Genomic DNA, 19,129 nt, shown 5'->3' on the forward strand with positions numbered 1-19,129 from the left:
AGATTTGCGCTGGCGACCGGCGGTAGGCCAGGTGGTCGGGTCAGCCGGTACCCGGCGAGTTACCCATGTCCTCACGAAATCAGTTGCCGCTTCTTATCTCTGTGTGGCTCGCTGCTACGGTCGGAAGCTATGGCAGCAGCGCTGTGCCCGGGCTCCTTCGACCCGGTGACCAATGGGCATATCGACGTCTTCACCAGGGCCGCGGCCCAGTTCGACGAGGTGGTGATCGTCGTCTCGATCAACAAGAACAAGCAGGGCATGTTCAGCATCGAGGAACGCATGGAGATGCTGCGCGAGGCCACCGCCCACCTGCCCAATGTGCGGGTGGCATCGTGGTACGGACTGCTCGTCGACTTCGCGAAGGAGCAGGGCATCAGCGCGATCGTCAAGGGTCTGCGGGATGCCACTGATTTCGGCTACGAACTGCAGATGGCGCAGATGAACAAGAAGCTCTCCGGCGTCGACACCTTCTTCATCGCGACCAACCCGGCCCTCAGCTTCCTGTCCAGCTCGCTGGTCAAGGAGGTGGCGACCTTCGGCGGCGATGTCACCGAAATGTTGCCCGCCGCCGTGCACAAACGCCTGCTGGCCCGCATCGCGGAGCGCCGCGCCCAATAGGCACTGTCTGCGAAGCCGTCCGCAGACCTGCGCACGGCCGGAGCGTACGCCTGACCCGCACCTAGGGAGAGCGGTGCCGAGTGGTTCGAGTTGAGTACGAAGGGGCTCAGCTCGTTCCGGTTTGCACGGTGCGAACAAGAAGGGGAGTTTGGTTCAAATGATGAGGAAGCCGCTGGTGGCCGGTGCCATCGCGGGCGCGATATTCGCCGGGGTCTGCGCGGTGGGCACCGCGTCGGCGACCGAGCAGATCGTCGGGCACTTCTCCGGCAGGGATGGCAGGACGCAGTGCAATCAGGCCGCGAAGGGCTACCCGCCGGGTGTCGCCAATTGCAGCCTGCTGCACGGCGATGTCTACACCCTGAACGTGGACTGGGATAAGCAGGGCAAGCCCGGAAGTAGGCCGAGCACCGGATCCGCGGGCAGCTCATAGCGGGACCGAATTCGCCCCGGCGCCGAATCCATTGGCGCCGGGGCGAATTCATATGCGGGCAGGCTCGATCAGCCGATCGGTGGCGCCAGATACTCCAGCGCGTAACCGTCGCCGGACGGGGTCACGCGGGCGATGCCGGGTGAGTCGAGGTGCGCGCCTGCCACGAAGTGGTGTGGTTGGGCCAGTCGTTCGAGGAGGCCCGCTCGCGCGGCGCGGGCTTGGGACTGGTCGCCGTCGAGCTCCCAGGTCACGTTCGGCCGTTCGAATTGGAGCGTGGGAACGTGAACGGTGTCGCCCCAGACGAGTAGGTGGCCGGTGCCGCTCCTGATGTCGTAGACGGTGTGACCGGGTGTGTGGCCCGGTGTCGGTATCGCGGTGGTCCACTCGTTGATCGCGACTCGCTCCGACACGGGTACCACCCGGTCGCGGATCGGCTCCAGCCGCCCGGTGAACACCGAGGTGTCGCCCGCGCCGATCCACACGCGCTCGACTTCGGGGAAGGCCTCCGAACCGTCCGGCGCGATCAGGCCGCTCACATGGTCTTCGTGATTGTGGGTGATGGCCACATCGGTGATATCCGCACGGTCGATTCCCGCTTCGTCGAGCGCGTCGTAGATCAAGCCCATGGTGGGGTCGTGCCAGGCGTTGGACGCGCCGGTATCGATGAGAACCGACCGGGTGCCGTCGGTGACGAAGAAGGCGTTGACCGACAGCCGCAGGTTGTCGCCGACCAGTGGCACGGCGGTCGGCAGCACAGGGAGGGTGCGCCCTTCCTCGTCGCGGAGCCGGGTCGGCGGCATGTCGATGTACCCGTCTCGCAGCGAGATCACCCGCAGATCGCCGAATTCGAACGTGGCATGGTGCTGGCCGCTCGAGATGAAACGCATGGAACCCTCCGTCGTACCGGGCGCATATCGCCCGTCTTCGATAGAAGACTGTATCTTCTTTAGAAGAAACATACACTGTGGGCGGCGAGTTACCCATTGATCGAGGAGCACGGTGGTCGAGCAAGACGCAAACGCGGCAGAACCACAGCACGGTGACGACCTGGCCGGTGCGTTCGGCGGCAATGTGCGGCGACGCCGCGAGGAAGCGGGTCTGACGCTGGAACAACTGTCGATACAGTCGTCGGTCAGCCGGGCGATGCTGTCCAAGGTCGAACGCGGTGAGAAGAGCCCGACGATCGGTGTCGCGTCCAGGATCGCCCACGCGCTCGACGCATCGCTTTCGGACCTGATCGGTGGGGCCGCCGCTGCCGCATCCGGTGCGGCAGTCGTCATGCGCAAGAGCGAGCGCCCCATTTTCCGTGACCCGGAAACCGGCTTCGAACGGCATATTGTGTCGGCGGCCCCGGGCGCGGGAACGGGTGAGATGATCTTTCACCACCTCCCCGCACAGGTCTCCACCGGGCTGCTGCCCGCCTATCCGCCGGGTACGGAGAAACAGCTCGTGGTGCTCGACGGCACCGTCACCGTCTTGATCGGCGGGATCAGCGAGACCCTGAGCGCGGGCGACTCCCTGTTCTTCCAGGCCGACGCGGACCACGGCTTCGCCAACCGGACGAAGGCGCCCTGCGAATACCTCATGGTCATCTCGCGCAGAACCTGATCGGCGAGGTGCTGACCGGCGAGGGTCTCAGAAGACCAGGCCGCGCAGAGCCAGGAAGCGCATTCCGCCGACGGCCGCGGTGATGGCGAGCAGGGCCACGGCCTGCAGGGCGCCGCCGATGCCGGGGGCCCACAGGTCGAGTGCGGCCAGGGCCGCGGTGCTGATGCCGAGGCCGACCAGCGCGAGTCCGCCGCCCTCCCACTGCGCGGTGAACCAGCCGACGCGCTCCGCGGCGTGGAAGGTGAGCTGGCGGTGCAGTTCGTTGGCGATGATCGTGCTGACCACCGAACCGACCACGTTCGCGGTGAGCGACCCGATGCCGTGCATGGCGAAGAACAACAGCACATAGGCGATATTGCTGGTGCCGCCGACTAGAGCGAAGCGGATGAGCTGGGCGAAGGCGCGATCACCGCGAAGATAGGCCAGCGTCCGCTGGGTGAAATCGCGCACCGGAGTGCGGGCCGGAGCCTGGGCGGGCGATGCCGGGCCCGGCGTTTGAACCGGCGGGAAGGGAATGCCCCAAGGCAGCAACAACCCCACGGTGGACAACACCGAGGGGCGGGGTGCTTGCAGTACTGCCATGGCTCTTCCGATACGTCGTCAAAATCGTCTTTCGATCTGCGTGATCAAATTTAACACCAAGTGGAGGAGAATCCTCCACTTGATTTGTGTGGTGTGCGAGACACTGGCGCGACACACCGGAAAGTGATTCGGCCGTTGCCGGTGATGCGGGGCACACTGGGCGACAATGGCGAGTTTGTTGCCGTGAATCTGCACCGAGAGCGGGGTAAGTGAGCATGTATCGCGTATTCGAGGCACTCGACGAACTGGTGGCCATCGTCGAAGAGGCGCGCGGCATTCCGCCGACGCGCAGCTGCATCGTCCCGCGCGGCGACGTGCTCGAGCTGCTCGACGACGTGCGCGACGCCCTGCCCGGCGAACTCGACGACGCCCAGGACGTGCTCGACCATCGCGACAAGATCGTCTCGGATGCCCGCAACGGCGCCGAGGCCACCGTCGCGGGCGCCAACAAGCAGGCGCACGAGACCATCACCGCCGCCCGCGAGGAGGCCGACCGCATCCTGGCCGACGCCAAGGCGCACGCCGATCGCATGGTCGCCGAGGCGAGCGCGCACGCCGATCACCTGGTCAATTCCGCGCAGGCCGAGGCCGACCGCGTCATCGCCGACGGCAATGCCGAATTCGAGGAGGTCACCGCCCGGGCGCGGGACGAATCCGAGCGGATGATCGAGGCGGGCAAGGCCTCCTATGAACGCTCGGTCGCCGACGGCAAGGCCGAGCAGGCCCGCCTGGTCGCGCAGACCGAGGTGGTGCGGGCCGCGCACGCCGAGTCGGCGCGGCTGATCGACGGCGCGCAGGCCGAGGCGGACCGGTTGCGCGAGGAGTGTGACGAGTACGTCGACGGCAAGCTGGCCGATTTCGAGGAGTTGCTCAACGGCACCCTGCGGACCGTCGGCCGCGGACGGCATCAGCTGCGGTCCGGTACGAGCGTGCCGGATTATGCCGCGGAGTACCGCCGCTGAACCCGGTTTGAGCCGGGCCTGACCACTTCGGTATTGTTGAGTGGTTGCCCATTTCTCTTGAAACGTGAGTGAGTTCGTCATGTCCGCCGGATCCGGTCCCGCCTCGCGTCCCCGTGCGGCGTCGCGCCGCCTGCCGGACGCGGGTTTCGTGTTGGACGTTCGCAGCCTCGGCCGCAGGCCGGGCACCATGCGGGAACTGCGTCGCGAGCTCACCACCGACGAGCGGATCGGGCTGGATCTGATCGCGATCCCGGCGGGCGCGCCGGTCGCCCTCGACCTGACGCTGCAGGCGGTTTCGGAGGGTGTGCTGGTCACCGGCGCGGTATCCGCGCCGACCGAGGGCGAATGCTCGCGCTGCCTCGAACCGTTCACCGATTCGGTGGAACTGCGGCTCACCGAGCTGTTCGCCTACCCGGACAGCACCACCGAGCAGACCACCGAAGAGGCCGAGATCTACCGCCTGGTCGACGACACCATCGACCTGGAACCGGTGATCATCGACGCGATCGGGCTGGAACTCCCGCTGCAGCCGCTGTGCGAACCCGACTGTGCCGGACTGTGTCCGGAATGCGGTGTCCGGATGGCGATTGCGGGTTCCGGCCATGGGCATGAGATACTTGACCCTCGCTGGGCCGGGTTGGCGAAGTTCGCCGCCGGATCGCCCGGCGCCGACGACCCGAACGCGGGCGCCGGTGCGGGTCGACAGCAAGCAGACCAATCAGCCGAACTGGCAAGCAATAGGACAGAGGAGAATTAGTCGTGGCCGTTCCCAAGCGCCGGATGTCCCGTTCCAACACCCGGTCGCGGCGCAGCCAGTGGAAGGCCACCGCGCCGACCCTGATCACCTGCCCGAACCGCGCGTGCGGGCAGCAGACGCTGCCGCACATCGCCTGCCCGTCCTGCGGCACCTACAAGGGCCGCCAGGTCACCCCCGCCGTCTGACCGCTCGACCTGTCATACACGACGTGACCGCCGGCAACGAACCCGACTCGACTGGTGACCACGCGAGCCTGCTCGCAGCCTTGGGCGTGGATGTGCGGCCGGATCTACTCCGGCTAGCGCTGACCCATCGGTCGTATGCCTACGAGAACGGTGGCCTGCCGACCAACGAGCGCCTGGAATTCCTCGGCGACTCCGTCCTCGGCCTGAGCATCACCGAGCGCCTGTACCACGAGCATCCGGACAAATCCGAGGGCGAGTTGGCCAAGCTACGCGCGAGCGTGGTGAATATGCATGCGCTCGCCGAGGTGGCGCGCGGGCTGGGCGAGGGCGGTCTCGGCGTACACCTGCTGCTCGGCAAGGGTGAGGAACTCACCGGCGGCCGAGATAAGCCGAGCATCCTCGCCGACGGTATGGAATCCCTGCTCGGCGCGGTCCATCTGGAGCATGGCATCGAGGTCGCGCGCGGCGTGGTGCTGCGCCTGTTCGCCGAACTGCTCGAGCGCGGGCCCCGCATGGGCGCCGGACTCGACTGGAAGACCAGCCTGCAGGAGCTCACCGCCGAGCGCGGTATCGGCGTGCCCAGCTACGAGATCACCTCGACCGGACCGGACCACGACAAAGAGTTCACCGCGACGACGGTGATCGGTGGCCGGGCCTACGGCAAGGGCGTCGGCCGCTCCAAGAAGGAAGCCGAGCAGAAGGCGGCGGGCGCCGCGTATCAAGCGCTCACCTCCGAAGGTTGAAAAGAGGCCGGTGCCAGAGCTTCCCGAGGTCGAGGTCGTCCGGCGTGGGCTGGCCGAACATGTGGTCGGTCGCGTCATAGATTCGGTCACCATCACCCATCCGCGGTCGGTGCGGCGGCATCTCGAAGGTGCCGCCGATCTGGCCGCGCGCCTGACCGGTCTACGCGTCGAGGCCGCGCAGCGGCGCGGCAAATATCTCTGGCTCACCTTCGACGAGCCCGATACCGCGCTGGTCGTCCATCTCGGGATGAGCGGGCAGATGCTGGTGCAGCCCGCGGACGCGCCGGTCGAGAAACACGCCCACATCCGGGCCCGGCTCGGTGACGGCTCCGAACTGCGCTTCGTCGATCAACGCACCTTCGGCGGGTGGGCGCTGGCGCCGCTGGTCGAGGTGGACGGCACCTCGGTGCCCGAACCCGTCGCCCATATCGCGCGCGATCCACTCGACCCCCTCTTCGATCCAGACATAGCGGTGAGGGCGCTGCGCGCCAAACAAACCGAGATCAAGCGGGTGCTGCTGGACCAGTCCGTGATCTCCGGCGTCGGCAATATCTACGCCGACGAATCCCTCTGGCGCGCCGAACTGCACGGCGGCAGGCTCGCCTCCGGACTCACCCGGCCCGCCGTCCACGCACTGCTCACCGAGGTCGGCACCGTGATGGGTGATGCGCTGCTCGCCGGCGGCACCTCGTTCGACGCGCTCTATGTCAACGTCAACGGTGAGTCCGGCTACTTCGAGCGTTCGCTGGCTGTTTACGGGCGGGCCGACGAGCCGTGCCGCCGGTGTGGCGCGCCGATTCTGCGCGAAAAATTCATGAATCGTTCTTCGTACTCCTGCCCGCGCTGCCAGCCGAAGCCTCGCGGGCGCTGAGCCGCGCAAGCTACCGTTTCTTCTATGCGGACCGGGACATGACGGCCGTAGAGGAAGGACATATGCGCAAGCTCACGTACTACGTCGCATCGACCATCGATGGGTTCATCGCCACCGAGGACGGGTCGGTCGATTTCTTTCCGGTCGGCGGGGATCACGGCCCCGCGATCAACGCGCTGTATCCGGAGACAGTGCCGACGAAGGTGCGCGAGGCGCTCGGGATCGATAAGCCGAACGCGAATTTCGACACGGTGCTGATGGGCCGCAAGACACACGATTTCGGCGTGCGGACCGGAACCTCCAGTCCGTACGCGCATCTGAAGCAGTATGTGGTGTCCACCACGTTGCCGGAGTGCCCGGACGCCGCCGTCGAACTCATCGACGGCGATCCGCTGGGCAAGGTGCGAGAGCTCAAGCGCGCCAAGGGTTTGGGGATCTGGCTGTGCGGCGGCGGCGAGTTGGCGCAGGCGCTGCTGCCGGAAATCGACCAGATCTACCTGAAGCTGTATCCGATCGTGCTCGGTCGGGGCCGGTCGCTGTTCGGATCGGGACCGCGGCTGCCGGAGGCGGCCAGGTTCCGGGTGATCACCAGTCGGGTATTCGAGGACGGGGTGGCCTTCCTGAAGTACAGCAGGATTCGATAAGCCAAGTGGCCGAACAGGATTCGACCGCAACACCGGATCCGGCCGCGGCGCCGGGGCCGGTGCGGGCGCTGCGCGAGATCGGGTTCTGGCTGGAACGCGCACGCGCGCAGACACATCGGGTGAAGGCCTACCGGCGGGCCGCCGATATCGTCGCCGGATTGTCCGACGATGAACTCGCGGCCCACCGGAATTCCGGTAACTGGCAGGATATTTCCGGGATCGGGCCGAAGACGGCCGCGGTGATCGCACAGGCCTGTTCGGGTGCGGTGCCGGACTATCTGGTGGAGCTGCGCCGCGCCGCACAGCCCATCGGCGTGCCGGGCAGGCCGATTCGCACCCTGCTGCGCGGCGACCTGCACACCCACTCGGACTGGTCGGACGGCGGCAGCCCGATCGCCGAAATGATGGGCGTCGCGGCCGCACTCGGGCATGAATACTGTGCGCTGACCGATCATTCGCCGAGATTGAAGGTGGCGAACGGACTTTCGGCGGACCGGCTGCGCCGCCAGCTCGACGTGGTCGCCGAGCTGAACCAGCGGCTGGCCCCATTCCGGATCCTGACCGGAATCGAGGTGGACATTCTCGACGACGGCACACTCGACCAGCGCGCCGACCTGCTCGCCGAACTCGATATCGTCGTCGCCAGCGTGCATTCCAACCTGCGCGCCGACAGCGAAACCATGACGCGGCGAATGGTTTACGCGGTGGCCGATCCCAACGTCGACGTGCTCGGCCACTGCACCGGCCGATTGATCGCGGGGGAGCGGGGCACCCGCCCGGAATCGGTATTCGACGCCGAGGTGGTGTTCGAGGCGTGCAGGCAGTACGGCACCGCGGTGGAGATCAACAGCCGCCCGGAGCGGCTGGATCCGCCGTCGCGGCTGTTGAAACTGGCGGTGGAGATGGGCTGCGAATTCGCGATCGACACCGATGCGCACGCGCCGGGGCAGCTGGACTGGCAGGGCTATGGCTGCGAGAGGGCAATCGCGAACGGCGTTGCGCCGGAACGGATCATCAATACCAAGCCGCTGGACGAACTGCTGGCCTGGACGCGGCGCGCACAGTGAAACACGCGCGACACGCCTGAGCTGGCGTGTCCGGCACCCGCTGGGTTAACCTCCTGCCCGATATATCGACCGTGAAAATGGTTGGCACAGCGCATAGTTGGGGAGTGGGTTTAGCCGGTGAGCGAGCTTGCGAGCGAACCATGGGCGCAGCGCGCACCGCGCACGGTGCCGACGAGCGCTAGCGAGGAGGCGCCGTGAGCGGTTTTCCGATTGATCTGATTGTCGCGCTCATCGGTATCGCGGTGCCGATCGTCGCATTCGTCTGGGAGTTCGTGCTGGTCGGCAGGCGGCGGCTGGGCTACCGGGTGCAGATGGACACGCCGGTCACCGGTGAGATCGATTCGGTATTCCCTGGCGTGCTACCGCAATTGCGGCCGGACGAGAACGGCCGCAGCCCGGAGCTCAAGGATCTGTCGGTGGTGCTGTTCCGCATCGAGAACAGCGGCATCACCACCATCGATCCGGCGGATTACGCCGTGCCGGACGATGTTCGGGTCGGGCTGCATCTGCACTTCCCGCAGCGCCGGGTGATCGGCATGGCGGTCACCGAGTTGAGCGATCCCGGTCTCGGCGAATTCCTGGACGGCACATCGGGTATCGCGGTGCGCGAGGATCCGGTGGGTCAGTTCGGCATCATCGACCTGCCCAAGGTGCAGCTGAATCGCGGTGACCACTACAAGATCCTGGCGATTCTGCAGCGCTCGTCCGGGGTGGGCGAGTATCCGAATCCGCAGCTGCGCGGGCGGTTGCGGGGCGGCCGGGTGGCCGAAAGCCGCAGCCGCACCGGTGTTTCCAAATTCATGGTCGGGCTGACGGCCTTCCTCGCCGTGGTGATCGCGGTGCAGTTCGCGGTCGGTGCGTTGGATTCGCCGTCCGCGCCGGAACCGCTCGACTGCGCGACGGGCAAGCTGACGCTCGTCGGGTCGACGACCTTCGAGCCGCTCGTCCGGCAGGCCGCCGATTCATACCGGAAGCGTTGTGCCGGAGCGGAATTCGACTTCGCCATGGCGGGTAGCGGTGCGGGGCTCGACCGGTTGGACGAGCAGGGCAAGGGTAATCCGGGCCTGCTGGCGATCACCGACGGACCGAAGGGCGTCGGCTATCCGACGCTGCTGTCCCGGCCGCTGGCATCCGCGCTGTACGGCGTGATCGTGCACAAGGACGTCGGCGTGCGCGAGCTGACCGTCGCGCAGATCCGCGATCTGTATGCCGGCCGGGTCGTCAACTGGAATCAGGTCGGTGGCGCGGATCTGCCGGTGCGCCTGGTGAATCGGATGCACGGCTCCGGCACCCGCGACACCTTCGAGCACCGGATGCTCGACGAACCGCAGCCGCTCTACCCGGCGGCGACCTGCCGTGAGATCCGTTACACCGCACCGCCGAGCCCGGCGCACTGCGAGGTGGCGTCGACCAAGGACATGCTGGCGGCCGTCGCGGAAACGCCGGGCGCCATCGGGTACAGCGAATTCGCGGATGCGGCAAAGGCTTCGGGCATCACAACGGTCGCCATCGACGGCCATGCCGCGGGCAAGGAGGCGGTGCTCGACCGGACGTATCCGTTCTGGGGTGTCGAATTCGCCTACAGCAACGGCGATCTGCCCGCCGATTCGCTCGCGGCCGGATTCCTGCGCTACCTCACCGATCAGGGTGGCAAGGATGTGCTGCGCGCCGCGGGCGCGCTGCCGTGCGCGGATCTGCCGAATCCGGCACTGTGCCAGCCGGTCTCCTGACCGGCCGAATGTCACACCGGTGGCCGCCGCATCGTCTGTCATCTATCAGGTATGACGACGAAAGGACCGGTCCCGATGGCAAGGATGAACCTCAACGAGGTCGCGCCCGAGATGTACAAGGCGTGGTTCGAGGTGGAGCGGGCGATCCACCGCAATCCGCTGGATCCGGTGGTGCGCGAATTGGTGAAGATCCGGGTCTCGCAGATGAACGGCTGCGTGTTCTGTATCGACATGCACACCACCGACGCCCGGCTGGCCGGTGAGACGGAAAAGCGCATCTACCAGCTCAACGCCTGGCGTGAGTCGGCGCTGTACACCCCGGCCGAACGCGCCGCGCTCGCGTACGCCGAGGCGACGACCAGGCTGACCGAGCACGGCGTGAGCGACGAGATCTGGGATGAGGTGGTGAAGCATTTCGACGAGCAGGCCCGGGCGGGCCTGGTCGCGGTGACGGCGATGATCAACCTGTGGAATCGGCTCGGCGTGCCGCTGCGCAAACAGCCCGAACCCGTTCAGGGCTGAGTCGGTGGCAGCAGCGGCCTGTTGAACAGCTCCTCGAGCGGTTGCGGCCCGGTGTAGCGGCGACAGCCGCAACGCACCCACTCGCGCAGGCCGACAACGCTTTTGCGGCCGATCTCGGTATGGCATGCGCCGGTCTGCGGGTCGTGCATGGCCAGGTCGTGACCGCAGCCGCAGGTCGCGGGGAGGGATTCGGCCGATTTCGCCTTCGGTCGGCCGAACCTTCCGACGGCCCAGCCGGCGCCCGCGATTCCGGCGCCGACGATCAGAGTGATTGGATCGAGCATGCATATAGTGTATGTATGCGTATACTTAGTGTCTATCCGTCGCGAGACACGAAGGGCTGAAGCTTAGTCTCGACGGATGCGCTACGCACCGGCTCTTTATGTGATCTTTGAGGTCCGCCCAGGAAGTATTTACGGAATCAATACGTCAGGTGTCGCGGTCGCGCAGGTTTGCCGGGCTTAGGCTGGCACATCGTGGCTTCACCGATCGACCTGGCAAAACGTGTCCTACTCGGGCGCCCGTTCCGCAGCGATCGGCTCGGTGAAACCCTCCTGCCCAAGCGGCTGGCGCTGCCGATCTTCGCCAGCGATCCGCTCTCCTCGGTGGCGTACGCGACCCAGGAAATCCTGCTCATCCTCACCCTCGGCGGGCTGGCCTACCTGCATTTGGCGCCGTGGGTGGCGGGCGCGGTCATCGTGCTGCTCGCGGTGGTCGTGCTGTCGTACCGGCAGGTGGTGCAGGCGTATCCGTCCGGCGGCGGTTCGTACGAGGTGGTCTCGGAGAACCTCGGGGCGATCCCGGGGCTGGTGGTTGCTGCGGCATTGCTGGTGGACTATGTCATGACCGTCGCGGTCTCCGTCGCCGCGGGCGTCGACAACATCATTTCGGCGGTGCCGGATTTGAACCCGTATCGGGTGGCGATCAACCTCGGCTTCATCGCCTTCCTTACTGGCATGAATCTGCGGGGTGTCCGGGAATCGGGCCGCGCCTTCGCGATACCCACCTACGGCTTCATCATCGGCGTCATGGTGATGGTGGTGGTCGGCATCGGTGAGGCGCTGCTGGGGCATGCGCCGATCGCCGAGAGCGCGCACTACGAAATCCGGCCCGAGCAGGTGGGACTCGGCACGGCCGCGCTGGCTTTCCTGGTGCTGCGGGCGTTCTCGTCCGGCTGTACCGCGCTGACCGGTGCGGAGGCGATCTCCAACGGCGTGCCCGCGTTCCGGAAACCCAAGGCGCTCAACGCCGCCCGCACGATGACCGCGATGGGTGTGATCGCGATCAGCATGTTCGCCGGGGTGACCTTTCTGGCCATGATCTCCAAGACCCGGGTGGTGGAGAACACCTGCGACCTGATCGGCTTTCCCGGCAATTGCGAAACCGATCCGCAGCGCACGGTGATCGCGCAGATCGCGGCGGCTGTATTCGGCGGCGACAGCCTGCCCTTCTACTACATCATGGTGACAACGGCGCTGATCCTGATCCTGGCCGCCAACACCGCCTACAACGGCTTCCCGCTGCTGAATTCCATTCTGGCGCAACATCGTTACATGCCGCGGCAACTGCACACCAGGGGCGACCGGCTGGCCTTCTCGAACGGCATCATCCTGCTCGCGGTGGTCGCGGGCGTGCTGATCTACGCCTTCGACGGCTCGGTCACCCGGCTGATCCAGCTCTATATCGTCGGCGTCTTCACCTCGTTCACGCTGTGCCAGGCGGGTATGGTGCGGCATTGGAATCGCGAATTGGTTTCGGCGACAACGGCTTCGGAGCGGTTGCGGATCCATCGCGCCCGGTTGATCAACGCGTTCGGCGCCTGCTTCACCGGGGTGGTGCTGGTGGTGGTGATGATCACCAAGTTCAACCACGGCGCCTACCTGGTGGTGTTCGCGATGCCGCTGCTCGTCGCGCTGATGTATCTGATCAACCGGCATTACACCGCGGTCAAGGCGGAGCTGGCCGTCGACGCGGAGGAGGAGACGCTGCCGCCGCGGGTGCATGCGATCGTGCTGGTTTCGGGTTGGCACAAGGCGACCCGGCGTGCGGTGCAGTTCGCCAGGGCCACCCGGCCGGATACGCTGACCGCCATCACCGTCAATGTGGACGATGAGGAAACCCGTGCGCTGCACCGGGATTGGGAGCAGCACAGCGTCAGCATTCCGCTGAAGGTGGTCGAATCGCCGTACCGTGAGGTCACCCGTCCGGTGCTCGACTACATCCGGCGCATGCGGCAGACCCAGCCGCGCGACGTGGTCAGCATCTTCATCCCCGAATACGTCGTCGGCCACTGGTGGGAGAATCTGCTGCACAACCAGAGCTCGCTGCGCTTGAAGGCGCGCCTGCTGTTCGTCCCCGGTGTGATGGTGACCAGCGTCCCCTGGCAGTTGCGTTCCTCGGCGGCGCGCGCCGATACCCGCGTCGAACACTCGCCCGGTGAGGTCCGTCGCGGCATCGCCCCGGCCCGGCCGGATCTACCGCCGAGCCGAACCACGGCCCGGCAGTAGGGATTTCAGCCGACCAGCAGCTGCTGGTCGCCGAAGTACGCGACGAGTCCGAGCATGCCGCCGAGAGCGGCATGGCCGATGGCCGGTTTCAGCGCCAGGCCGGGCGGAGTTCGTCGTCGGCGTGGCGGTGGCGGACGAACGAGTTGTAGTACCCGAGTGCGGTCAGGCCGAAATAGGCGATCAGCAGGTTGGCCACGCCGGGGTGGGTGGTGGCGACGGCGAGCCAGATCGCGGCCAGGACGACCCAGAGTCCGATGTCGAGGATTTTGCCGTTCAAGGGATATCTCCTTACCTCGGTATTACCAATGGGAAATAATTCATCCTATGATCGAATCCGTTGTGTCAGAACGCTTTTGGGCGCATGTAAGGCGTAAAAAAGCCGGAGGCCGCCTCCCGTACGGGAGGCGGCCTCCGGCCGGTAAAGGACCGCGATCAGCCGCGGAACGGGTACTTGCTGTCGAGATCCAGGTTCAGCTCCAGCACGTTCACCCGAGGTTCGCCCATGAATCCGAGATCGCGACCCTGCGAGTGCTTGGCCACCAGGTCACGTACCTGATCCTCGGAGATGTTGCGGGCCTTGGCGACTCGCGCCACCTGGATGGCGGCGTACTCCGGGGAGATATTCGGGTCCAGGCCGCTGGCGCTGGCGGTGACGGCATCGGTGGGAACCGGTGTCGCCGTCGGTGCGTCACCGCGGATCGGCACGATCAGGCCCGCCGAGTAGTCCTCCTGACCGTTCGCGTCGACCTTGGCGCATTCGACCTTGATCCCGCGATAGGTGGTGATGAACGGCGTCGTCGTGTTCTGGCACGGTTCGTTGATGCTGATCACCCTCGTGGGCGTGGTCACCTCGCCGCGCGAGTTGCGCGGACCCATGACCGACAGCACCGCGCCGACGCCGGTGTCCTTGGTGCAGAACGGCCGCGAACCGTCGACGCCCTCCAGCTTGCCGACCGCCTGGCTGCGCTGGCAGACCGTGGTGAGCAGGCTGGTAGTCTTCGCCGTCACCTTGGTCGAATCCTTCGGATCGAGGACGTAGCTGTCGGCGATGCTCTCCGGACCCATATTGCCGAAGTTCGAGCCGGTCGCGTCGTAGCCATCGGGGATGGCGCTGACGCCGGTGGTCGGGTCGGCGGCGGGTACGGCGTTGGACGGGCGGGTCTGGAAGTACTGATTCTTGGGTGTGCCCTGACCATCGGTGAAGGCCTGGCCGATCAGGCTCGAACCGACGATTTTGCCGTCCTGCTTGATGAGCGATCCCTCGGCCTTGTCTTTCAGGCCGGGGAGCTGGGCGACCGCGAAAACCACCAGGGGATAGGCGATTCCGGTGATCACCGTGAGCACGACCAGCGCGCGCAGCGCCGCGATGTGTTGGCGGATCCAGGTTGAAATACGCATATGACTACATCCCTGGGAGGAATTGGATGACGAGATCGATGATCTTGATCCCGATGAACGGAGCGATGATGCCGCCGATGCCGTAGATGTAGAGGTTGCGGCTCAACAACTTCGACGCGCTGGACGGCGTGTAGTTCACACCGCGCAGTGCCAGCGGAATCAACGCGACGATGACCAGCGCGTTGAAGATGACCGCGGACAGGATCGCCGACTGCGGGCTGTGCAGCCGCATGATGTTCAGCACGTCCAGGCCGGGGAACAGCGCCACGAACATCGCGGGAATGATCGCGAAGTACTTGGCGATGTCGTTGGCGATGGAGAACGTGGTGAGCGCGCCGCGGGTGATCAGCAACTGCTTGCCGATCTCCACGATCTCGATCAGCTTGGTCGGGTCCGAATCCAGATCGACCATATTGCCCGCCTCTTTGGCGGCGGAGGTGCCGGTGTTCATCGCGACGCCGACATCGGCCTGGGCCAGCGCGGGGGCGTCGTTGGTGCCGTCACCGGTCATCGCGACCAGGCGACCGCCCTCCTGCTCCTGCTTGATCAGCGCCAGCTTGTCCTCGGGGGTGGCCTCGGCGAGGAAATCGTCGACGCCCGCCTCGTCGGCGATCGCCTTGGCGGTCAACGGGTTGTCGCCGGTGATCATCACCGTGCGGATGCCCATCCGGCGCATCTCGTCGAAGCGTTCCCGCATGCCTTGCTTCACAACGTCTTTCAGATGAATGACGCCGAGCAGCCGGGCCTCGCCCTTGACGATCTCACCGACCACCAGCGGCGTGCCGCCGGAGGCCGAGATGCCGTCGACGGTGATGCCGACCTCGTCCGGCACCGCGCCGCCGTTGGCCCGCACCCATTCGGTGACGGCGCTGGCCGCACCCTTGCGCAGCTGATGCCCGTCGGCCAGGTCGACGCCCGACATGCGGGTCTGGGCGGTGAATTCCACCCAGGTGGCGCCCTTCAGTTCGCCAGGGGTGCGCTCGCGTTTGTTGTAGGCCTGCTTGGCGTACACCACGATCGAGCGGCCCTCGGGGGTTTCGTCCGCGAGGCTGGAAAGCTGTGCGGCATCGGCCAATTCGTCGGAGGTGATGCCGGGCATCGGGACGAAGTCCGACGCCTGGCGGTTGCCCAGGGTGATGGTGCCGGTCTTGTCCAGCAGCAGCGTGTTCACGTCACCGGCGGCCTCGACGGCGCGGCCGGACATGGCGAGCACATTGCGCTGCACGAGGCGGTCCATACCGGCGATGCCGATGGCCGAGAGCAGCGCGCCGATGGTGGTCGGGATCAGACACACCAGCAGCGAGACCATCACGATTCCGGTGACGCCGTTGACGTCGAGCGCCGAACTGTCGGCCACGCCAGGGTTGTTCGCCTTCGAGAAGATGGCCAGCGGCTGCAGTGTCATCACCGCGAAGACGAAGATGATCGTCAGCGCGGCGAGCAGGATGTTCAGCGCGATCTCGTTGGGCGTCTTCTGCCGCGATGCGCCCTCGACGAGCGCGATCATCTTGTCGATGAAGCTGCCGCCCGGCTCCTGGGTGATCTTGACGACGATCCGGTCCGACAGCACGGTGGTGCCTCCGGTGACCGCGGACCGGTCGCCGCCGGATTCCCGGATGACGGGGGCGGATTCGCCGGTGATGGCCGATTCGTCAACGGAGGCAATGCCTTCCACGACATCGCCGTCACCCGGAATGACCTGCCCCGCCTCGACGACCACATGGTCGCCGCGCTGCAGTTCGGGCGCGGCCACCTTCTCCTCGACGATGCGCTCCTGGCCGGGATGCCATTCGACGAGCCGCCGGGCGATGGTGTCGGTCTTGGCCTTTCGCAGCGTATCGGCCTGCGCCTTGCCGCGCCCCTCCGCGACGGCCTCGGCCAGATTCGCGAAAAGGACGGTGAGCCAAAGCCATACGACGATCGCCCAGGCGAAGAAGGTCGGATGCACCAGCGCGAGGATGGTGGACCAGACCGCGCCGATCTCCACGATCAACATGACGGGGTTGCGCCACAGCGTGCGCGGATCGAGTTTCCTCAGCGCGTCCGGCAGCGATTTGTAGAGCATCTGCGGATCGAACAATCCGCCGGAAACCCTTCCGCCCTTGTGCTTTTCCGCAGCCTGCTGCTCGGTGGTCGACGTCGCGTCGACGGTTGGGGTGGTCATGCGTGAATTCCTTCGGCGAGCGGCCCGAGCGCGAGCGCGGGCAGGAAGGTGAGGGCGACCAGGATGACGGTCACACCGACGACCAAGCCGACGAACTGCGGCCGGTGCGTCGGCAGCGTGCCGATCGATGCCGGGGTGTGGCCCTGCTGCGCCAGCGAACCGGCGAGTGCGAGCACGAAGATGATCGGCAGGAACCGGCCGAACACCATGGCGAGGCCGAGCGCGGTGTTCCACCACACGGTATTGCCGGACAGACCGGCGAAGGCGGAGCCGTTGTTGTTGGCCGCGGAGGTGAAGGCGTACAGCACCTCGGACAGACCGTGCGGCCCGGAATTGGCCATGCTCGCGCGCTCACCGGGCAGTGCCATCGCGATGGCGGTGCCGGTCAGCACCAGCAGCGGCGTGGTGAGGAAGTACGCGGCGGCGAACTTGATCTCCTTCGGGGTGATCTTCTTACCGAGGTATTCCGGGGTGCGGCCGACCATGAGGCCCGCGATGAAGACCGTGATCACCGCAAGGATCAGCATGCCGTACAGACCCGAACCGGTACCACCCGGCGCGACCTCGCCCAACTGCATGTTGAACATGGTCATCATGCCGCCGAGGCTGGAATAGGAGTCGTGCGCCGAGTCGACCGCGCCGGTCGAGGTGAGCGTGGTGGCGGTGGCGAAGGTCGCGGAATCCGAGACGCCGAAACGGGTTTCGACGCCCTCCATGGCGGCGCCGACGGCAGTCGGCACGGTGCCGTGGTGGCGCAGCTGGAAGAAGTTCTGCAGCGTCAGGCTGATGATGGCCAGGGTGGCCATCACGGCGGCGATCGCGTAGCCCTGCTTGCGATCGCCGACCAACCGGCCGAAGGTACGCGGCAGCGAGAAGCTGATCACCAGCAGCAGGAAGATCTCGATCCAGTTCGTCCACGCCGTCGGGTTCTCGAACGGGTGCGCGGAGTTCACGTTGAAGAATCCGCCGCCGTTGGTGCCGAGCAGCTTGATGACTTCCTGGCTGGCGACCGGGCCGCCGGGCAGGATCTGCTTACCGGTGTTGCCGACGGTTTCGGCGATCTGGTCGTAGAGGTGGAAATTCTGGATCACACCACCGGCGACCAGCACCAGCGCGCCGACGAAGGCGATCGGCAGCAGGATGCGAATGGTGCCGCGCACCAGATCCACCCAGAAGTTGCCGAGATCGCCGGTGCGGCTGCGGGCGAATCCGCGAACCAGCGCCACCGCGACGGCCATACCGACGGCGGCGGAGACGAAGTTCTGCACCGACAGACCCGTCATCTGGACCAGATGGCCCATGGTCGAATCACCGGCGTAGTTCTGCCAGTTGGTGTTGGTGACGAAGCTGATGGCCGTATTCCAGGCCAGATCCGGCTTCATCTCGGTGGTCTGCTCCGCGGCGGGCAGGTTCAGTGGCAGATGCTTCTGCAGCAGCTGCAGGAAATAGAGGAAGAGCACGCTGATCGCGGAGAATGCGAGCACGCTGCGCGCGTACACCGGCCAGGTCTGCTCGACGCCCGGCTGAACGCCGATGGCGCGGTAGATGATTCGCTCGGCCCGGTTGTGCTTCTCGCTCGCGTACACCCGATACATGTAGTCGCCGAGCGGAATGTGCACCAGGGCCAGCGCAAGGATCAGGGTCGCCGCGAAGACGATCCCTGAGGTAGTCGTGTTCACCTAGAACCTTTCGGGGGCAAGCAGGGCGGCAACCAGGTAAATGGCGATCAGGATGCCCAGAACCAGACCGATGATGTTCTCGGTCACAGTCGCTCCACCCCTCGCTGGATGAGGCCCAACAGGGCGAAGACGGCCACGGTGACCACCGTGAACACGACTACAGACATTGGATACACACCTTTCATCAACGCCCCCTGTCGTGGGGCGCAACAGGAGGAGTCAAACGTCCATGAGACATCAAGCGGCGGTCCCTTACGACTCCTTTGCGCAGTCGACCACCGCATTTGCGTTTCATTTACAGCGGGTCATGGGATAACTGAAAGGATGCCGTCAAAGTGTGTCCGGATGCCGTAAACACACCGTAAATACCCTCTTATGCCTGGATCACGGCGGTAGAAGTGGAGAGCCGGCCCAGGCGGACCACTCCCAACGCGACCGGTGTTCCCATCGGTTGAGGAGAGGGTTGCCATGTCCACGGTCACGGTCGCTGTTCTGCTGGGCTTCGTCTGCTGCGCCTTGTTGATCCGTGCGCTCGGGGCCCGCGACTACGAACGTCAAGCGCATCGGGTGGCGGCGCGGGCCGAATCCGGACTCTTCGCGCGGCGGCGCGGTCCGGGGCGTGGCGCCGATGCCTGACCACATGACCCCGTTACGGCACGGGT

At 66.0% G+C, this 19,129-nt stretch carries 22 protein-coding genes; 14 read left to right on the top strand and 8 right to left on the bottom strand.

Annotated features, from left to right (window positions below):
• The first annotated feature begins 129 nt into the window (after nt 1–129).
• On the top strand, nt 130–618 hold the full coding sequence (gene coaD / locus LGY53_RS28355; protein ID WP_225729759.1) for a pantetheine-phosphate adenylyltransferase: 489 nt from the start codon (nt 130–132) through the stop codon (nt 616–618).
• A gap of 157 nt (nt 619–775) precedes the next feature.
• Nucleotides 776–1,048 (top strand): hypothetical protein, encoded by a 273-nt coding sequence (locus LGY53_RS28360; protein WP_225729760.1) that lies wholly within the window; start codon nt 776–778, stop codon nt 1,046–1,048.
• 68 nt (nt 1,049–1,116) lie between these two features.
• Here LGY53_RS28360 and LGY53_RS28365 read toward each other — a convergent pair whose 3' ends face one another.
• Nucleotides 1,117–1,935: an MBL fold metallo-hydrolase gene (locus tag LGY53_RS28365; protein WP_225729761.1), complete on the bottom strand. Its 819-nt coding sequence runs from the start codon at nt 1,933–1,935 to the stop codon at nt 1,117–1,119.
• Nucleotides 1,936–2,047: 112 nt separating this feature from the next.
• On the opposite strand from LGY53_RS28365, the gene LGY53_RS28370 reads away from it, so the two are divergent.
• On the top strand, nt 2,048–2,656 hold the full coding sequence (locus tag LGY53_RS28370) for an XRE family transcriptional regulator (RefSeq protein ID WP_225729762.1): 609 nt from the start codon (nt 2,048–2,050) through the stop codon (nt 2,654–2,656).
• Nucleotides 2,657–2,683: 27 nt separating this feature from the next.
• On the opposite strand, the gene LGY53_RS28375 is transcribed toward LGY53_RS28370, so the two are convergent.
• Complete coding sequence (locus LGY53_RS28375) at nt 2,684–3,238, bottom strand: GtrA family protein (RefSeq protein ID WP_225729763.1); 555 nt, start codon at nt 3,236–3,238, stop codon at nt 2,684–2,686.
• A gap of 215 nt (nt 3,239–3,453) precedes the next feature.
• Between LGY53_RS28375 and LGY53_RS28380 the strand changes: the two genes are divergently transcribed.
• The 9 genes from LGY53_RS28380 to LGY53_RS28420 all read left to right on the top strand — a co-directional run bounded on the left by LGY53_RS28380 (nt 3,454) and on the right by LGY53_RS28420 (nt 10,719).
• A complete protein-coding gene (locus LGY53_RS28380; protein ID WP_225729764.1) occupies nt 3,454–4,200 on the top strand; it encodes a DivIVA domain-containing protein in 747 nt (248 codons plus the stop codon).
• Nucleotides 4,201–4,279: 79 nt separating this feature from the next.
• Nucleotides 4,280–4,957, top strand: a complete 678-nt coding sequence (locus LGY53_RS28385) for a DUF177 domain-containing protein (protein WP_225729840.1) — start codon at nt 4,280–4,282, stop codon at nt 4,955–4,957.
• 2 nt (nt 4,958–4,959) lie between these two features.
• Complete coding sequence (gene rpmF / locus LGY53_RS28390) at nt 4,960–5,142, top strand: 50S ribosomal protein L32 (RefSeq protein ID WP_167477018.1); 183 nt, start codon at nt 4,960–4,962, stop codon at nt 5,140–5,142.
• Nucleotides 5,143–5,156: 14 nt separating this feature from the next.
• Nucleotides 5,157–5,885, top strand: coding sequence for a ribonuclease III (rnc, locus tag LGY53_RS28395; RefSeq protein WP_374111250.1), 729 nt, complete (start codon nt 5,157–5,159; stop codon nt 5,883–5,885).
• Nucleotides 5,886–5,895: 10 nt separating this feature from the next.
• Nucleotides 5,896–6,756, top strand: coding sequence for a bifunctional DNA-formamidopyrimidine glycosylase/DNA-(apurinic or apyrimidinic site) lyase (mutM, locus tag LGY53_RS28400; RefSeq protein WP_225729766.1), 861 nt, complete (start codon nt 5,896–5,898; stop codon nt 6,754–6,756).
• 62 nt (nt 6,757–6,818) lie between these two features.
• Nucleotides 6,819–7,400: a dihydrofolate reductase family protein gene (locus LGY53_RS28405; RefSeq protein WP_167477015.1), complete on the top strand. Its 582-nt coding sequence runs from the start codon at nt 6,819–6,821 to the stop codon at nt 7,398–7,400.
• A 5-nt stretch (nt 7,401–7,405) separates the two neighbouring features.
• Nucleotides 7,406–8,467, top strand: coding sequence for a PHP domain-containing protein (locus LGY53_RS28410; RefSeq protein ID WP_225729767.1), 1,062 nt, complete (start codon nt 7,406–7,408; stop codon nt 8,465–8,467).
• Nucleotides 8,468–8,661: 194 nt separating this feature from the next.
• Entirely contained in the window at nt 8,662–10,197 is a 1,536-nt protein-coding gene (locus tag LGY53_RS28415) for a substrate-binding domain-containing protein (RefSeq protein WP_225729768.1), read from the top strand.
• Nucleotides 10,198–10,272: 75 nt separating this feature from the next.
• Nucleotides 10,273–10,719: a carboxymuconolactone decarboxylase family protein gene (locus LGY53_RS28420; protein ID WP_225729769.1), complete on the top strand. Its 447-nt coding sequence runs from the start codon at nt 10,273–10,275 to the stop codon at nt 10,717–10,719.
• On the opposite strand, the gene LGY53_RS28425 is transcribed toward LGY53_RS28420, so the two are convergent.
• Nucleotides 10,710–11,003 carry a hypothetical protein gene (locus tag LGY53_RS28425; protein WP_167477012.1) on the bottom strand — a complete coding sequence of 98 codons (294 nt, stop codon included), beginning with the start codon at nt 11,001–11,003 and terminating at the stop codon, nt 10,710–10,712. The two genes, LGY53_RS28420 and LGY53_RS28425, sit on opposite strands and share 10 nt — an antisense overlap.
• A gap of 192 nt (nt 11,004–11,195) precedes the next feature.
• Here LGY53_RS28425 and LGY53_RS28430 point away from each other — a divergent pair, with 192 nt between their 5' ends.
• Entirely contained in the window at nt 11,196–13,226 is a 2,031-nt protein-coding gene (locus LGY53_RS28430; RefSeq protein ID WP_225729770.1) for an APC family permease, read from the top strand.
• A gap of 88 nt (nt 13,227–13,314) precedes the next feature.
• Here the strand turns inward: LGY53_RS28430 and LGY53_RS28435 are convergent, their stop codons facing one another.
• From LGY53_RS28435 to kdpF, 5 genes are all read right to left on the bottom strand, one after another.
• A complete protein-coding gene (locus LGY53_RS28435; RefSeq protein WP_225729771.1) occupies nt 13,315–13,503 on the bottom strand; it encodes a hypothetical protein in 189 nt (62 codons plus the stop codon).
• A 155-nt stretch (nt 13,504–13,658) separates the two neighbouring features.
• On the bottom strand, nt 13,659–14,624 hold the full coding sequence (locus LGY53_RS28440) for a potassium-transporting ATPase subunit C (RefSeq protein ID WP_225729772.1): 966 nt from the start codon (nt 14,622–14,624) through the stop codon (nt 13,659–13,661).
• A 4-nt stretch (nt 14,625–14,628) separates the two neighbouring features.
• Nucleotides 14,629–16,788 carry a potassium-transporting ATPase subunit KdpB gene (kdpB, locus tag LGY53_RS28445; RefSeq protein ID WP_225729773.1) on the bottom strand — a complete coding sequence of 720 codons (2,160 nt, stop codon included), beginning with the start codon at nt 16,786–16,788 and terminating at the stop codon, nt 14,629–14,631.
• Complete coding sequence (kdpA, locus tag LGY53_RS28450; protein ID WP_225729774.1) at nt 16,785–18,467, bottom strand: potassium-transporting ATPase subunit KdpA; 1,683 nt, start codon at nt 18,465–18,467, stop codon at nt 16,785–16,787. The genes kdpB and kdpA overlap by 4 nt, the downstream gene beginning before the upstream one ends.
• Nucleotides 18,468–18,554 (bottom strand): K(+)-transporting ATPase subunit F, encoded by an 87-nt coding sequence (kdpF, locus tag LGY53_RS44485; RefSeq protein WP_225729841.1) that lies wholly within the window; start codon nt 18,552–18,554, stop codon nt 18,468–18,470.
• Between the two features lie 381 nt (nt 18,555–18,935).
• On the opposite strand from kdpF, the gene LGY53_RS28460 reads away from it, so the two are divergent.
• The gene (locus tag LGY53_RS28460; protein ID WP_167477005.1) at nt 18,936–19,103 is read left to right on the top strand and encodes a hypothetical protein; all 168 of its coding nucleotides are present in this window, start codon (nt 18,936–18,938) and stop codon (nt 19,101–19,103) included.
• Nucleotides 19,104–19,129 lie beyond the last annotated feature (26 nt).

Source organism: Nocardia sp. JCM 34519.1, assembly GCF_020361265.1.
In the GTDB taxonomy this organism is placed as follows: Bacteria; Actinomycetota; Actinomycetes; order Mycobacteriales; family Mycobacteriaceae; genus Nocardia; species Nocardia arthritidis_A.

Coding starts and splice junctions, on each gene's coding strand:
- LGY53_RS28405 (WP_167477015.1), top strand. CDS start 6,819: ATGCGCAAGCTCACGTACTACGTCGCATCGACCATCGATGGGTTCATC.
- LGY53_RS28365 (WP_225729761.1), bottom strand. CDS start 1,935: ATGCGTTTCATCTCGAGCGGCCAGCACCATGCCACGTTCGAATTCGGC.
- kdpB (WP_225729773.1), bottom strand. CDS start 16,788: ATGACCACCCCAACCGTCGACGCGACGTCGACCACCGAGCAGCAGGCT.
- LGY53_RS28425 (WP_167477012.1), bottom strand. CDS start 11,003: ATGCTCGATCCAATCACTCTGATCGTCGGCGCCGGAATCGCGGGCGCC.
- LGY53_RS28420 (WP_225729769.1), top strand. CDS start 10,273: ATGGCAAGGATGAACCTCAACGAGGTCGCGCCCGAGATGTACAAGGCG.
- LGY53_RS28385 (WP_225729840.1), top strand. CDS start 4,280: ATGTCCGCCGGATCCGGTCCCGCCTCGCGTCCCCGTGCGGCGTCGCGC.
- LGY53_RS28360 (WP_225729760.1), top strand. CDS start 776: ATGATGAGGAAGCCGCTGGTGGCCGGTGCCATCGCGGGCGCGATATTC.
- LGY53_RS28375 (WP_225729763.1), bottom strand. CDS start 3,238: ATGGCAGTACTGCAAGCACCCCGCCCCTCGGTGTTGTCCACCGTGGGG.
- LGY53_RS28460 (WP_167477005.1), top strand. CDS start 18,936: ATGTCCACGGTCACGGTCGCTGTTCTGCTGGGCTTCGTCTGCTGCGCC.
- LGY53_RS28440 (WP_225729772.1), bottom strand. CDS start 14,624: ATGCGTATTTCAACCTGGATCCGCCAACACATCGCGGCGCTGCGCGCG.
- coaD (WP_225729759.1), top strand. CDS start 130: ATGGCAGCAGCGCTGTGCCCGGGCTCCTTCGACCCGGTGACCAATGGG.
- LGY53_RS28380 (WP_225729764.1), top strand. CDS start 3,454: ATGTATCGCGTATTCGAGGCACTCGACGAACTGGTGGCCATCGTCGAA.